This is a genomic window from Polycladomyces subterraneus (genome assembly GCF_030433435.1).
Taxonomy (GTDB): domain Bacteria; phylum Bacillota; class Bacilli; order Thermoactinomycetales; family JIR-001; genus Polycladomyces; species Polycladomyces subterraneus.
The window spans coordinates 76,060-89,554 of record NZ_JANRHH010000019.1; the positions used below are offsets into that span (position 1 = coordinate 76,060).

The following is a 13,495-nucleotide window of genomic DNA, read 5'->3' on the forward strand; positions in this document are numbered from 1 at the left end:
TCTGGCCAACGTTGCCTCCTCTTGGACTCACCAGAGACGACCACATATCCGTCGGCCGTTGTCCTCCCTCATGTTACCACCCGTAATTCCTCCATAAACCGTTTACGTGTGACGGTTAGTGGAAAAGTTCCCGCCTTCCGCCCGTTTATGTACAAGATGGAGTAATATTTGCCTTCCTTCTCCAACGGCAGTTTTTCGAAACGCAAGTGGTGTTGAAAAACCCCGTTTTTGGCGCCCCGTATCGGCTTGGTGAGCCCTTCTGCGGTCGCCAGCGGAGAAACGAGATGAGGCGCATAAAAGTGAACGGCGATCAGATTGTCCCGTGTCAGGTCGATGTTCTGTAATTCAAAACCGATGGCGAGGGTCTGCCAATGGGGGAAACGTTCGCAATCCAGTTGCTTCAACGGTTGCCAAACAGCGATGTCCCCACTTGGTTGGGGGAGAAACCCCCAGGCGTACTGAAACCAAGTCACGGTTGCCACGTATTGTCATCCTTCCTGTTCGATTGTCCCAACATTATTATAATTGAGTTTTCATCACAGGCATGTTTTTTTACTTTTCAATAAGACCACATTGACAAAACTCATTTTCTAGACGTAAAATTCAAACTAGTCGAGGAGGGAAAGGAGCGGTTCATCGGTGAAAGGAACGATGATGCAGTATCCCCTGACGTTGCCCCATCTGTTAGAAAGGGCCGGACGTTACTTCGGTTCGGTTGAGATCGTTTCCAGAACGCCGGATAAAAGCTTGCACCGTTACACCTACGCCGACTTTACCCGTAGGTCCCGATCGCTAGCACAGGCGCTCCGGCGGGCGGGTTTGAAAAAAGGGGATCGCGTAGGCACGTTGATGTGGAACCATTACGCCCATCTGGAGGCGTATTTTGGCATTCCCGTATCCGGCGGGGTATTGCATACGGTCAATCTACGTTTGCATCCGAATGAAATCGCTTACGTGATCAACCACGGCGGGGATCGATTCCTGATCGTCGACGATGTGTTGCTCCCGTTGCTGGAGAAAGTGACTGATCGCATCCGGGTGGAGCGCGTGATCGTCGTGCCGCTGACAGGCCAACCGGTGCCGTCCGGTTATGAGGATTACGAGCAGTTCATCCGGGAACCGGCCGACGATTTCACCTACCCGGAGCTGGATGAGAATGATGCGTTGGGCATGTGCTACACATCCGGCACGACGGGACGGCCCAAAGGGGTGGTGTATTCACACCGGGCTGTGGTGCTGCATTCGTTCGCATCGGCGATGGCGGATACATTGGGGGTTTCCGGCCGTGATACAGTGTTGCCGGTGGTGCCCATGTTTCACGTCAACGCCTGGGGCCTACCGTTCACCATGACCATGGTGGGCGCAAAGCAGGTGTACCCCGGACCGCATCTTGACCCCGTCAGTCTTCTCGACATCATGCAGGAGGAACAAGTGACGTTCTCCGCCGGGGTGCCCACAATCTGGTTCGGCATTTACAGAGAATTGGAGAAACGGCCGGGTCATTGGCGTCTGCACCCCAAACTGCGGATGGTGGTGGGAGGGGCGGCCGCTCCGGAAGCGTTGTTGCGGGGGATGGACCGTCACGGCATCCATGTGGTGCATGCGTGGGGCATGACGGAAACGACACCCCTCGGCACGGTGTCGGTGTTGAAGCCGCACTTGGCCAATCTGCCGGAAGATGAGCAATACGCGTACCGGGCCAAGCAGGGTATCCCCGCGCCGTTTGTGGAAGTACGGGTGGTCAACGAGCAGGGAGAGGTGCCGCCCGATGGTGTCACGATGGGTGAACTGCAAGTAAGAGGACCATGGATTGCGGGGGCGTATCACGATAAGCCGAATATTCGCGATTCATTCACTGATGACGGTTGGTTCCGCACCGGTGACGTGGCGACGATCGACGAAGAAGGGTACGTCAAAATCACGGACCGGACCAAGGATCTCATCAAATCCGGTGGCGAGTGGATCAGTTCGGTCGATTTGGAAAACGCGATCATGGCGCATCCCGCCGTGGATGAAGCGGCTGTCATCGGAATCGCACATCCCAAGTGGCAGGAACGGCCACTGGCGGTGGTAGTGAAAAAAGAAGGAGCGACATTGACGTTGGAGGAACTGCACGCGTTTCTGGCACCGAAATTCGCCAAATGGTGGTTGCCGGACGATGTGGTTTTCGTGGAGGAAATCCCGCGTACGTCGGCGGGCAAATTCCTCAAATCCCGGTTGCGTGAACAATTTCGCGATCACTTTATGACCAAGGGGGTAAACGCTTGATCGACTACAGCCGGTACAAAGACGGGACGGATCTCAATTGGTATGAAAGCGACCCGACCATGCGGTATTATGCACACCGGTATTTGTCTCACCTGATGGAATGGGGCGAATCGCGCTTGGTGGAGTTGGGTGCGTATGTGGCAGGGCCGATGGAAAAACGGGCCCGTCACACCGACCGTGACGGCGCTCCCAGACTGATACGCTATGATCGGCAAGGTCGCGAGATCAATGAAGTGTGGTATAACGAAGGATATCTGGCCACGGTGGGGGACTGTTTCGAGTTCGGTGTGGTGGGATTAAGGTACAGGGACGATGTGCCGCACAAAGTCCCGTTTTTCTACACCCAGTTGATGCATATGCTGATGTCCGAGGCAGAGACTGGTTTTACGTGTCCAGTCACGCTGACGATGGCGGTAGCATTCGTATTGGAGAAATATGGGACGGACGAGCAGAAGCGCCGGTATCTGTCGCGCTTGGCCAGCATGGATCGGCACACGCTGGAACAGGGAGCCACGTTTTTGACGGAGATTCAGGGCGGCTCCGACGTGGGTGCGACGCAAACCCGCGCGGTGGCCTGTGGTGATCACTATGAGCTAACGGGGGAGAAATGGTTCGCCAGCAACTGTGACGCGGGTGTAGCCATCACGTTGGCGCGGGTGAACGATCGGCCGGGCACCGCGGGATTAGGGCTGTTTTTGCTCCCGCGTTACCTGGACAATGGTGAAAAAAACCGGATCTCCATTCGCCGGCTCAAGGACAAGTTAGGTGTGCGGGCCGTTGCCAGCGGGGAACTGATCCTCGATCGGGCGGTCGGATATCTGATCGGTGAGCCGGATCAGGGGTTCAAATATATGGCGGAAGCATTGAACATCTCCCGTATGTGCACGGCGACGGGCGCGCTCGCTATCTCTCGCCGGGCATTTTTGGAGGGCGCTGTATACACGTCCAAACGAGAAGCATTCGGCCGGACGATTATTGATTATCCGATGGTGCGGGAAACCTTGCTGAACATCATCGCGGATATCGAGGCGGCATGGGCGATGGTGGCCCGCATGATCCAACTGTTTGACGAGTGCCACACCTACGGAAAGGGAGATGCAGAAAAACGCACATTGCTTCGGCTGCTGCTGGCGATGAGCAAGTATCGTTGCAGCGAACAAGCGGTTCTTCATGCCAAACAAGCACTGGAGTTACACGGGGGGAACGGGTATATCGAAGAATATGTGACCCCCCGTCTGTTGCGGGATGCACAAGTGAACACGGTATGGGAAGGGACGTCCAACATCATGGGCCTTGAATTGCTGAAAACGCTGGGCAAAGAGGCACGGGTACGAAACGGACAGAGCGTAATCTTGCGGGAAATTCGGGAGACGTTGGACGCAGTCGATTTGCCGGAACTGGCCGAATCCGTCGCTTGTGTGAAGGAGCAGACGATCCACGTTACATCGGATATGAATGTGCTCCTCGCAGCGGATCCCATGGTACAAAACGCCCATGCCCGCCGTTTCATGGATAAACTGACCGATCTGTATTGTGCGGCCCGTCTGTTGGAGGAGGCGCAGTATGCCAAAAAGGAAACCGGGTCAGAACGGCTCGTCCACATCGCACGATATTGGATCAATCGCACCTATCGCCCCTACATGTACGACGTTCGCGGGCAGGAAATCCCCAGCATCGATTTGTTTGATATCGCGGTACGGTATGCGGAACAGGCCCATGCGGATCAGCGTTGAACTGCTAGCTCTCACGGCAGATCAACCCCGGCGGCAAAGAAATGTCGCTGGGGTTTGTTTTGTATAAGTAACGATCATTATGATGATGGAACCGATGTCTATGACTCAATTATATCAATCATCCACCCGCATAATCCTGTCTGTTCCCTTCAATGTCGGCACATCAGCGACGCCGATCCCGAACATAGCGATCCGCAATTCCGTTTCGATCCGTTGTAACTGTTGGGAGATCGCCTCGGGTGTCGGTTTGGTCGCGGCACGCAAGAGGGCGCGGCCGAATCCGGCCAGGTCGGCACCCAATGCGATTGCTTTGGCCGCTTCCACACCATTGGACAATCCGCCGCTGGCGATGAGGTAACCGGCGGGGACTTGTTGTCGTGCTTCGCGGATGCAATCGGCGGTGGGCAAACCCCAATCAACGAACGCCTCTGCAGCGGCGGTCAGTATTGGATCACGGGACCGGTGTTTTTCGACCAAAATCCATGAAGTCCCGCCGGCACCTGCCACATCGACGAATTGAACCCCTGCGTCAAAAAGTCGTTTGGCCAAATCGCCGTGAATCCCCATCCCAACTTCCTTGACACCGACCGGTATCTCCAGCGTACGGCAAACTTCTTCGATCTTGCTCAGAAGGTGGGCGAATCGGGTGTTTCCTTCCGGCTGAAATACTTCCTGCATGGCGTTCAGATGCAAAACCAATGCATCAGCTTCGGTCAGTTCGATGATGCGGCGACAGTCGTCGACATCATAGCCGTATTGGAGCTGAACCGCCCCCAGATTGGCGAGCAACGGGATGTGTGGCGCGTATTTTCTGATTTGAAAGGTATAGGACGTCTCCGGATGTTCGATCGCTGCCCGTACGGAGCCCAGACCCATCGCCCATCCGTGTTCTTCGGCGGCTTGGGCGAGGTTTTTGTTGATCTGAAACGCCTCATTCGTCCCGCCGGTCATGCTGCTGATCAACAGCGGCGCTTTCATCGGTTTGCCGAGAAAAGAGGTGGAGAGGGAGATATCCGTAAAATTGATCTCGGGCAAGGCTTCATGTCGGAAACGGTATCGCTCCAGGCCTGTGGTAATGCCCCGGCCGGTCACCTCACGATGAAGGACGATCTCGATGTGTTCCGCTTTTCGTTTTTTGGTCGGTTCCTGGTTCTGAGACATGCGCAGAATCCTTTCATAATGACAGACTTATGATCGATTATACCCTATTTTGCAGTTGGGAGTATTCAATATTCTAGTATCTCGAGACGACTACAATGAGTATCACTGTGCAAGTATCGCAAAGCTCAAAAGGTTGCAGATGCTCTGGGTGTACCCCTGTCATCGTCCCGAAGGAAGCCGCGGATGGAAGTCCTCAGTATTTATATTCTGCCTTCGTTTAAGATAGGGCTATACAGCTTACGGATCATTAGGAGAGACTGAATGAAATCGATCCGTAGGAATAGCGCCTGGTTTTCTGAAAAGTTCATCAACGGGGTGATCAAAGATTGGATGGCGGAGCAGCAGTATTGGATCATCCGGCGAACTCCGTGGTCAGGCTAGCTAAGATGCTGGCCTTTAAAGGAAAGAAGCTCCTGGCCGGCGAAGTGGTATTCACGTGGGGATCACCGTAGCGATTTTGATGGAAGCCGGAGACGTAGTGACTGCCAAGCTGGATCAGCTAGGCGATGTGAGGCGTTGTGGTGAAATGATGCAATACCAGAAGTTGGCCGAAGTGCTGTGGTCTACTACTTATAATACAACTTTGTAAGGTGGGATGACGATGAGTGATTATTTAGTCATGCAATTTGAAATGACCCGAGGACGTTTGCATCAGTTTTTAAACTCAACTTCTGAAGCCTTATTTGATCAAATGCCAAAAGGGTTTAACAATACGATTCGCTGGAATGTAGGTCATATCTTGACAGTCGCGGACGCATTGTTTGGTTTGAAAGCGGTCCCTGCGGACTATAAGGAGTTATTCTGGAAGGGTACGAAACCTGCGGATTGGACTGGGGAAGTACCCTCTTTGGAAACGTTAGCTTCTCAGTTGCAGAAACAGACGTCCCAAATCAAAGAAACATTTACCGACCGGTTAAATGAGAAGTTGGCGAGACCAATTAATCTCAACGGATATCAAATCGAAACGATCGGCTCGGTGTTTAGTTTCAATAATATGCATGAAGCTGTACATCTGGGTTATATGAATGCATTAAAGCGTGCTATTGAAGGGCAATAAGAATAAAGAATAGTATAAATACAAGGGTGCCTTTACAGGCGGCCCTTTTTAAGTAGGAATGCATTTGGTAGGTATTGCTAATCCGATTAAAATGCCAATGAGGAAATCAGATGGGTACTAGTCTTTCTTGACGTTAGCTTTGTGCTGGCGAAAGTGGTTCAGCCTTGCTACGAAAAAGCGAATCTGTCAAAAGGCTCAAATTTAACGAAAGAGAAAGGATGAAATCATGCATCATAAACTACCTCCACACATCGCAGACCAATTAGTTTTGCCTGTCATTGCTGCCCCTATGTTTCTTGTTTCGAGTCCAGATATGGTAATCGAAAGTTGTAAAGCGGGGATTATCGGCTCATTTCCGTTGTTGAATGCGCGTACGGTCGATATATTGGATGACTGGATGAAACGTATTACCGAAGAGCTAGAGAGGATACGGGTGGATCATCCAAACCACCGCATTGCCCCTTGGGCGGTGAATTTGATCGTACACCGTACCAATAAACGATATGAGGCGGATTTAGACCTTATCAAGAAATACCAGCCGCCGATTGTGATTACATCGCTCGGTGATCCCACGCCTGTTGTTAACGTCGTGCATGAGTATGGCGGTCTTGTTTTTTCAGATGTCAGTACACTTTACCACGCGAAGAAAGCGGCCCGGACTGGAGTCGATGGGTTGATTCTTGTTTGTTCCGGGGCAGGGGGGCATGCCGGAACGATTAACCCCTTTGCTTTTGTTGGAGAAGTTCGGGAATTTTGGGACGGAATTACCATCCTGGCCGGGTGTCTATCCAGTGGGCGGGATATTCTCGCTGCTAAAGCTCTAGGGGTGGATTTGGCTTATATGGGAACCCGTTTTATCCCCGCTTCCGAGAGTTTGGCGAGTGAAGACTACAAAAGGATGCTGATCGAGTCAACGCTCGACGATTTGATTTATACGGATGCTTTCAGTGGAGTGAATGCCAATTACCTCAAGCCGAGTATTCGAAGAGCCGGTCTTGACCCGGAACAGCTTCAAAAGAAAGAGTCTGTCGATTTCTCTGAGTTGAACCAGTCCGATGCAAAAGCATGGAGGGATATCTGGTCTGCAGGGCAAGGTGTAGGGCAGATCAAGCGGGTACAAACTGTTGCTGAAATTGTTGCAGATCTCCGGCGAGAGTACGACGAAGCCCTCAGCAATTTCCGTCACGCATCTCTTGAGCCTTTTTGACCCAACAGCTCCACCATGCATGTTTACTGATGGGTGGCCAAGAATAGCTCTGTTCGGGTCCGATGATGAGAGGCCGGAAATAGTTTGGAAGCAAAAGACGAGCCGTCGAGGAAAAAACGTAAATTCACTACGCTGGTGGTCATACCGTTCGAATTGACGTTTCAGTTCAAAAAGTAGGGCAATTGCGTTAAAATAAACAAGCGGTCGTTTGTAGCGGGGAGAACGGGGAGAGTGTCATGCGGGAGATGATCGTTTGGAGGAATGAGGGAAAGCGGTTTCAATGTCGTGCGGCGGGAGTGGCCATTCACCAGGGACGCGTGCTGGTTCACAAAGAAAAGGGTCAATCCCATTGTTCCCTGCCCGGCGGCAGGGTTGAGTGGGGCGAGTCCATCGTCGATGCGCTTCGTCGGGAGATGCAGGAAGAGTTATGTGTAGAAGTGACAGTGGAACGATTGGGATGGATCATCGAAAATTTCTTCACGTTTGAGGGAGAAGCGTATCACGAGATAGGGTTTTACTATCTGATGCGGTTACCCGGTGACACGCCTTTTCTGGATGAAGCCGCACCCTTTTCCATGGCGGAAACTCATCTGTTGTTTCGTTGGGCGCCCCTTTCGCAGCTCGAAAATGAAGCATTTTATCCGATCTGTTTGCGAGAAGGGATAAGAGAGTTGCGTGATGGCGTGGTCCATTTCATTGAAAGAGAAAACCAAATCATACAACGGTGCTGAAAGGAGAGAAAACCATGACCGTTGAAAATCGAGTGGTGATCGTCACGGGAGGCAGCAGCGGGATCGGAAAAGGCATTGCTCGCGTTTTGTGTGAAAAGGGGTACCGGGTGGCGATTACCGGCCGAGATGCGGAGAAATTGGAGCGCGCCCGGTCGGAAATTGAAAAAAGCGATGGGCAAGTGCTGACGATCCCGATGGATGTGCGCAACGTGGAGCAAGTGGGGGAGATGATCCGCCGGACCAAGGAGTCATTCGGACAAATCGACGGTTTGGTCAACAACGCGGCAGGCAACTTTTTGGTCAAGGCGGAGGAATTATCGCTGAACGGTTGGAAAGCGGTGATCGACATCGTTTTGAACGGGACGTGGTACTGCACACAAGCGTTAGCCAAAGAGTGGATTGCCGATGGTACCCGCGGCTCCATCGTCAATATCGTGGCCACTTATGCGTGGACCGGTGCGGCGGGGGTGGTCCATTCCGCGGCAGCCAAAGCGGGGGTATTGGCCATGAGCCGGTCGCTCGCGGTGGAATGGGGGAGCCGTTATGGAATCCGTATCAATTGCGTGGCACCGGGTCCGATTGAAAACACAGGAGGAACGGAGAAACTGATCGCTTCTGAGCAAGCTTACCGCCACTTGCTCCAAACCATCCCGGCCAAACGGCTCGGCCGACCCGAAGAAGTGGGGAATCTGGTAGCGTTTTTGCTTTCGCCTGAAGCGGAATACATCAATGGCGATTGTGTGACGATTGATGCCGGGTTTTGGATGACCGGCTCCCGGTTGATGTGAGGAAAGCTTTATCCGGCAGGAAGAAGACTCCTGTCGAGCGATTCTAGGGCGTGTCTGACACGAGGATCAAACCGCGGGCAATTTCCTCTAAGCGAAGCTACTTTGCCCGCGTCCTGCGTTCCCGGGTTCGGAGTGGTTATGATCTGCTTCCTAGCAGGGTGTAAGTGGAGTGGGCCGGGAAAGCAATGCGGACAATAGTGATCAGACATGCCCTAATCGTTAAAGTATCGGGAGACAGCTGTTCACGCAAGTTTTAGTCTGAATATTATGAATATTATCGGTTTGCTTTTGCTATCAAATGCTGTGATAGTTGGTGTGATCTAGTCCAAACTATACAGAAATAAGACTCTAACGGGGACTTCAGAATGAAGCCAAAACATCGGCGGCAAAGAAAACTGATCGGAATTCTCCTCACTCTGGCGGTAGTGGCGTCTGCCATCATCTACCGCCCGGTCCTGGCGGATTGGTGGATGGCTTTTCAACCGGCACGCTTTTCTCAGTTGAAGCTGGGAGATCGAATATTGATCGCAGCACCGCATCCCGACGATGAAACGATTGCAACGGGAGGTGTGATTCAGCGGGCACTCCGACAAGGGAAGCGGGTCATCGTGGTGTGGATGACCACCGGTGACGGCTATCGATTGGCAGTGGAACGGGATTTTGGCATTCTCCGACCATTGCCGGCCAACTATCGGGAATTGGGCTTGCTTCGCCATCGGGAGACATTGCAGGCCGGACACCGGTTGGGCTTGAAAAACGGGGAGATGCTGTTTTTGGGATTTCCCGACGGAGGAACTCGTGCCTTGTGGACCGATCACTGGGACTTCACACATCCCTATCAAGCTCTGAACGGGTCGGCCAAAGTGCCGTATTCGTTTGCATATGCGCCCGGTGTTCCTTATTGTGGCGAACAGGCCGTGCGGGAATGGGTGGAACTGATTCGCCGATACCGTCCTACGGACGTGTTTTATCCAGATCCCAATGATAATCATCCCGATCACTGGGGAACGGGGGCCTTTGTGCAGTATGCCTTGGCACAATTGCGCTTGCCGGTAAAAGAGTGGACGTACCTGGTGCATCGGGGTGATTACCCTCAACCGTGGCTGTACGACCCCTATCTGAAACTGCACCCGCCCTATTTGTTTCACAACGAAGGAACCAAATGGGTGGAGGAGCAGGTTGATAAGGAGGAGGAAGTTCGGAAAAACGCGGCTCTGCATCAATATGCCTCTCAGGAGAAAGTGCTGGGATGGTTTTTGGAGGCGTTTGTCAGGAAAGATGAGGTATTTGGTCAATATCCGAAGCCATACATCCAGATGATCCGTGGAGGGCTTAGTGGGGGAAAATGGCTGTTTCGTGACCCGGAGAACGGTGTGTGGCACCGCTGGTTGCATCCGGACGGAGATATCGAGCAGGTGGGCATGATGGACGACACGGAAAGGGTGTGGTTCGGTCTGCAAACAGCCGCTCCCATTTCACAGCGTATGCGCTATACGATTCATGCCCGGCTGTTTGCTGCCGATGGCGTCAGGCGGTTGGATTGGTCCGTCTCGGAAGGCCATTTGCAAGCGGAGCGTTTGGCATTTAATAGCCTGTCTTTGCCGAAGGGGAACCTTGTGCGGATTCACGGCAATGAAATGTGGGTGGGCGTACCCCGGTTCCTATTTCAAGGCGTGGACCAAATCTTCCTTTCCACTGAGAGCGAAGAGGGTGGCCGCCAGATCGATCGGACTGGTTGGAGGATGGTGCGGTATCGCGGTGGGTAAGCAGTTTTTTGGCTGCACCCCTTTCAATTGTTTCGGAATTATTTTACAATTTAAGAGAAACTGGCGAAAGGAGGGGCAGCGACTGAAACACTTGCGTATTGGGCTGGTGATCATGTGTCTGTACGGAATGGTCATGGCCTTACCGACGACGGCGGGGGCTAAAGAGGAACACTCACGACCACTTCATGTCGTCACGTACAATATCCAGCACGGGGCCAATCACCACGGACAGCTGGATTTGGAAACCATTGCGGAAAACTTGCAGTCCAGTGAGGCGGACGTGATCACCTTGCAGGAGGTGGACAAGCACTGGTCGGAGCGGAGCCGGTTTGTGGATGAGGCGGCGTGGCTGGGGGAACGGCTGGGGATGCAAGTGAGGTTTGCGCCCATTTATTCTCTCGATCCTCTTCGCGAGGGCGAGCCGCGGCGAGAGTATGGATTGGCCATATTGAGCCGTTATCCAATCGTCTCCTTTGAAAACCACGAATTGTCCCGTATCAGTTCACAGGAACCGGACAAAGGGGTGCAGAAACTACCAGGATTTCCGGAGGCGGTCATCAATGTCCGTGGTGTGAAGGTGCATGTCTTTTCCACCCATTTGTCGTTGAATCCAGACGTGCGTATGTTGGAAACAGAAGAGATGCTGGAAATCATTCACCGGAGAGAAGGTCCCGTCATTTTGACCGGAGATATGAATGCAGAACCAGGGTCGCCGGAAATGAAACGGTTGAGCGCAGAAATGACGGATGCCTTTGCGGTGGGGGGAGACGGCGCTGGTTGGACGTATCCAGTTCCCGCACCGGTGAAGCGGATCGATGATGTGTTTGTGTCGTCTGACGTGCGGGTGGAATCCTGTGAAGTGTTGCCGGTGGAGGGCTCGGATCATTATCCCGTGTCGGCCCGTCTGTCCGTCGAAAAAAGTGAATGAGGGGGAAAGGGAGTGAACGTTCGGCGATCTGTGGCGTTATGGATGATTGGGAGTTTGGTGTTGTCGCTATTCTCGTTCCCCGTGTTTGCTGCACAATCAGATCGAGCCTCGGACCCTGTTTCGCTGTTGAAACAAATGAGCTTGGAAGAAAAAGTGGGCCAGATGATAATGGTGGGGTTTTACGGCAGTGAGCCCAATGCGGACATCGAGCGGCTGATCCGGGATGCCCATGCTGGCGGCGTGATTTTATTCGCCTACAGCCAAAACGTGGTGGATCCGGTACAGACAGCCCACCTGACCAACGGCTTGCAATCGTTGGCGCAAGAAACGCGCCTGGGTGTGCCGCTCTTGATTTCCACCGACCAGGAGGGCGGCGTTGTGGCCAGACTGACGACCGGTGCCACCGAATGGGCCGGTAATATGGCGCTGGGTGCGACGCGGAAAGCCGATTACGCCTACCAAGCGGCCAAGATGACCGGTGAAGAACTACGCGCCGTCGGAATCAACATGAACTTGGCTCCTGATTTGGACGTCAATGTCAACCCGGCCAATCCCGTCATCGGGGTCCGCTCCTTTGGAGAGAACCCCCAACTGGTGGCGGACATGGGAACGGCAGCGATTCACGGATATCAGGAGAACGTGATCGCGACCGGGAAACACTTTCCCGGACACGGGGACACCGATGTCGATTCCCATTTGGGATTACCGGTGATCAACAAGAGCCGGGAAGAATTGGAGAAAGTGGAGCTGGTGCCATTTAAACGGGCGATTGCCGAAGGAATCGATGCCATCATGACAGCACACATCCACGTCCCCGCTTTGGATGACACGCCCGATCTGCCTGCTACTTTGTCCCGCCCCATCTTGACCGGCCTGTTGCGACAGGAGCTGGGCTTTCGGGGGTTGATCATCACTGACGCGATGACGATGGCGGGTGTGGCCAACTATTTCGGAGGTGTACCCAAAGCGGCAGTAAAAGCGGTACAGGCCGGAGCGGACATCCTCCTGCTCACGCCGGCGCTGAAGACGGACGAGCAGATGGCGGTGTACCAAGCGGTACTGGAGGCGGCCCGAAAAGGGGAGATTCCCGCGGAGCAAATCGATCAATCGGTGTTGCGCATCTTGAAGGTCAAAGCGAAATACGGATTGTTTGAACATCACTTCGTCGATCCGGCTGATATTCCTGATCATGTCGCAACGGAGAAGCACCTGCGCACCTCGATGAAAATTGCTCGGTCTTCAATCACGCTGGTCAAAAATGAGAACAATCTGTTGCCGCTTCACTTAAAACCGGAACAGAAACTGGGGATCATCAGCCAGTTCTCCCTAATCGATCGTGTTCATCCGTACCACGCTAATGCGACGGAAATCTACCATAGCCAAGTCAATCCTTCCGATGCGGATATTCAAGCAGCGGTGGACATGGCCAAAACACAGGATGTATTGCTGGTCGGAACCTACAATGCGACTGCCAACCCGCAACAGGTGAAACTGGTGAAAGCGCTCCAAGAATTGCACAAGCCGATGGTCGTGATCGCGTTCCGCAATCCGTACGACATCCAGGCGTTCCCTGATGTGCCTGCCTATCTCGCCGCATACGGCTTCCGCTCTGTATCGCTCCAGGCGGCGGTGGAAACGGTGTTCGGGGATAACCAACCGAAAGGGCGGTTGCCTGTCACCATTCCGGGTTTGTACCCCTACGGCCACGGATTGCGTTACGATTGGGACGGTACGGATGAGACATCCGACCAACTCTCTACAAGTCAGATGGATGCCAACAGTTCAAAGGAAGTTCAACTGCAAGAGCAGGACAGCTCAAAATAAATGGAACCGGCCGACCATTAACATGGTCGGCC

General features: G+C 53.3%; 12 protein-coding genes. 10 read left to right on the top strand and 2 right to left on the bottom strand.

The window, feature by feature from the left end; genetic code table 11:
* Positions 1-68: 68 nt before the first annotated feature.
* Positions 69-482, bottom strand: coding sequence for a hypothetical protein (locus NWF35_RS04115; protein ID WP_301237804.1), 414 nt, complete (start codon positions 480-482; stop codon positions 69-71).
* Positions 483-639: 157 nt separating this feature from the next.
* Here NWF35_RS04115 and NWF35_RS04120 point away from each other — a divergent pair, with 157 nt between their 5' ends.
* Both NWF35_RS04120 and NWF35_RS04125 read left to right on the top strand, forming a co-directional pair.
* On the top strand, positions 640-2,268 hold the full coding sequence (locus NWF35_RS04120; protein WP_363321547.1) for a long-chain fatty acid--CoA ligase: 1,629 nt from the start codon (positions 640-642) through the stop codon (positions 2,266-2,268).
* A complete protein-coding gene (locus NWF35_RS04125) occupies positions 2,265-4,001 on the top strand; it encodes an acyl-CoA dehydrogenase family protein (protein WP_301237805.1) in 1,737 nt (578 codons plus the stop codon). The genes NWF35_RS04120 and NWF35_RS04125 overlap by 4 nt, the downstream gene beginning before the upstream one ends.
* 114 nt (positions 4,002-4,115) lie before the next feature.
* Here the strand turns inward: NWF35_RS04125 and fni are convergent, their stop codons facing one another.
* Positions 4,116-5,162 (bottom strand): type 2 isopentenyl-diphosphate Delta-isomerase, encoded by a 1,047-nt coding sequence (fni, locus tag NWF35_RS04130; protein ID WP_301237806.1) that lies wholly within the window; start codon positions 5,160-5,162, stop codon positions 4,116-4,118.
* A 436-nt stretch (positions 5,163-5,598) separates the two neighbouring features.
* Between fni and NWF35_RS04135 the strand changes: the two genes are divergently transcribed.
* From NWF35_RS04135 to NWF35_RS04170, 8 genes are all read left to right on the top strand, one after another.
* Positions 5,599-5,751 (top strand): hypothetical protein, encoded by a 153-nt coding sequence (locus NWF35_RS04135; RefSeq protein WP_301237807.1) that lies wholly within the window; start codon positions 5,599-5,601, stop codon positions 5,749-5,751.
* A gap of 12 nt (positions 5,752-5,763) precedes the next feature.
* Complete coding sequence (locus tag NWF35_RS04140; RefSeq protein WP_301237808.1) at positions 5,764-6,219, top strand: DinB family protein; 456 nt, start codon at positions 5,764-5,766, stop codon at positions 6,217-6,219.
* A 226-nt stretch (positions 6,220-6,445) separates the two neighbouring features.
* Positions 6,446-7,426: an NAD(P)H-dependent flavin oxidoreductase gene (locus NWF35_RS04145; protein ID WP_301237809.1), complete on the top strand. Its 981-nt coding sequence runs from the start codon at positions 6,446-6,448 to the stop codon at positions 7,424-7,426.
* A gap of 236 nt (positions 7,427-7,662) precedes the next feature.
* Entirely contained in the window at positions 7,663-8,157 is a 495-nt protein-coding gene (locus NWF35_RS04150) for an NUDIX hydrolase (protein WP_301237810.1), read from the top strand.
* Positions 8,158-8,171: 14 nt separating this feature from the next.
* On the top strand, positions 8,172-8,945 hold the full coding sequence (gene fadH / locus NWF35_RS04155; protein WP_301237811.1) for a 2,4-dienoyl-CoA reductase: 774 nt from the start codon (positions 8,172-8,174) through the stop codon (positions 8,943-8,945).
* Positions 8,946-9,310: 365 nt separating this feature from the next.
* A complete protein-coding gene (locus NWF35_RS04160; protein ID WP_301237813.1) occupies positions 9,311-10,711 on the top strand; it encodes a PIG-L deacetylase family protein in 1,401 nt (466 codons plus the stop codon).
* A 91-nt stretch (positions 10,712-10,802) separates the two neighbouring features.
* On the top strand, positions 10,803-11,639 hold the full coding sequence (locus tag NWF35_RS04165) for an endonuclease/exonuclease/phosphatase family protein (protein WP_301237814.1): 837 nt from the start codon (positions 10,803-10,805) through the stop codon (positions 11,637-11,639).
* Positions 11,640-11,651: 12 nt separating this feature from the next.
* Complete coding sequence (locus NWF35_RS04170) at positions 11,652-13,463, top strand: glycoside hydrolase family 3 protein (RefSeq protein ID WP_301237815.1); 1,812 nt, start codon at positions 11,652-11,654, stop codon at positions 13,461-13,463.
* Positions 13,464-13,495: the final 32 nt, after the last annotated feature.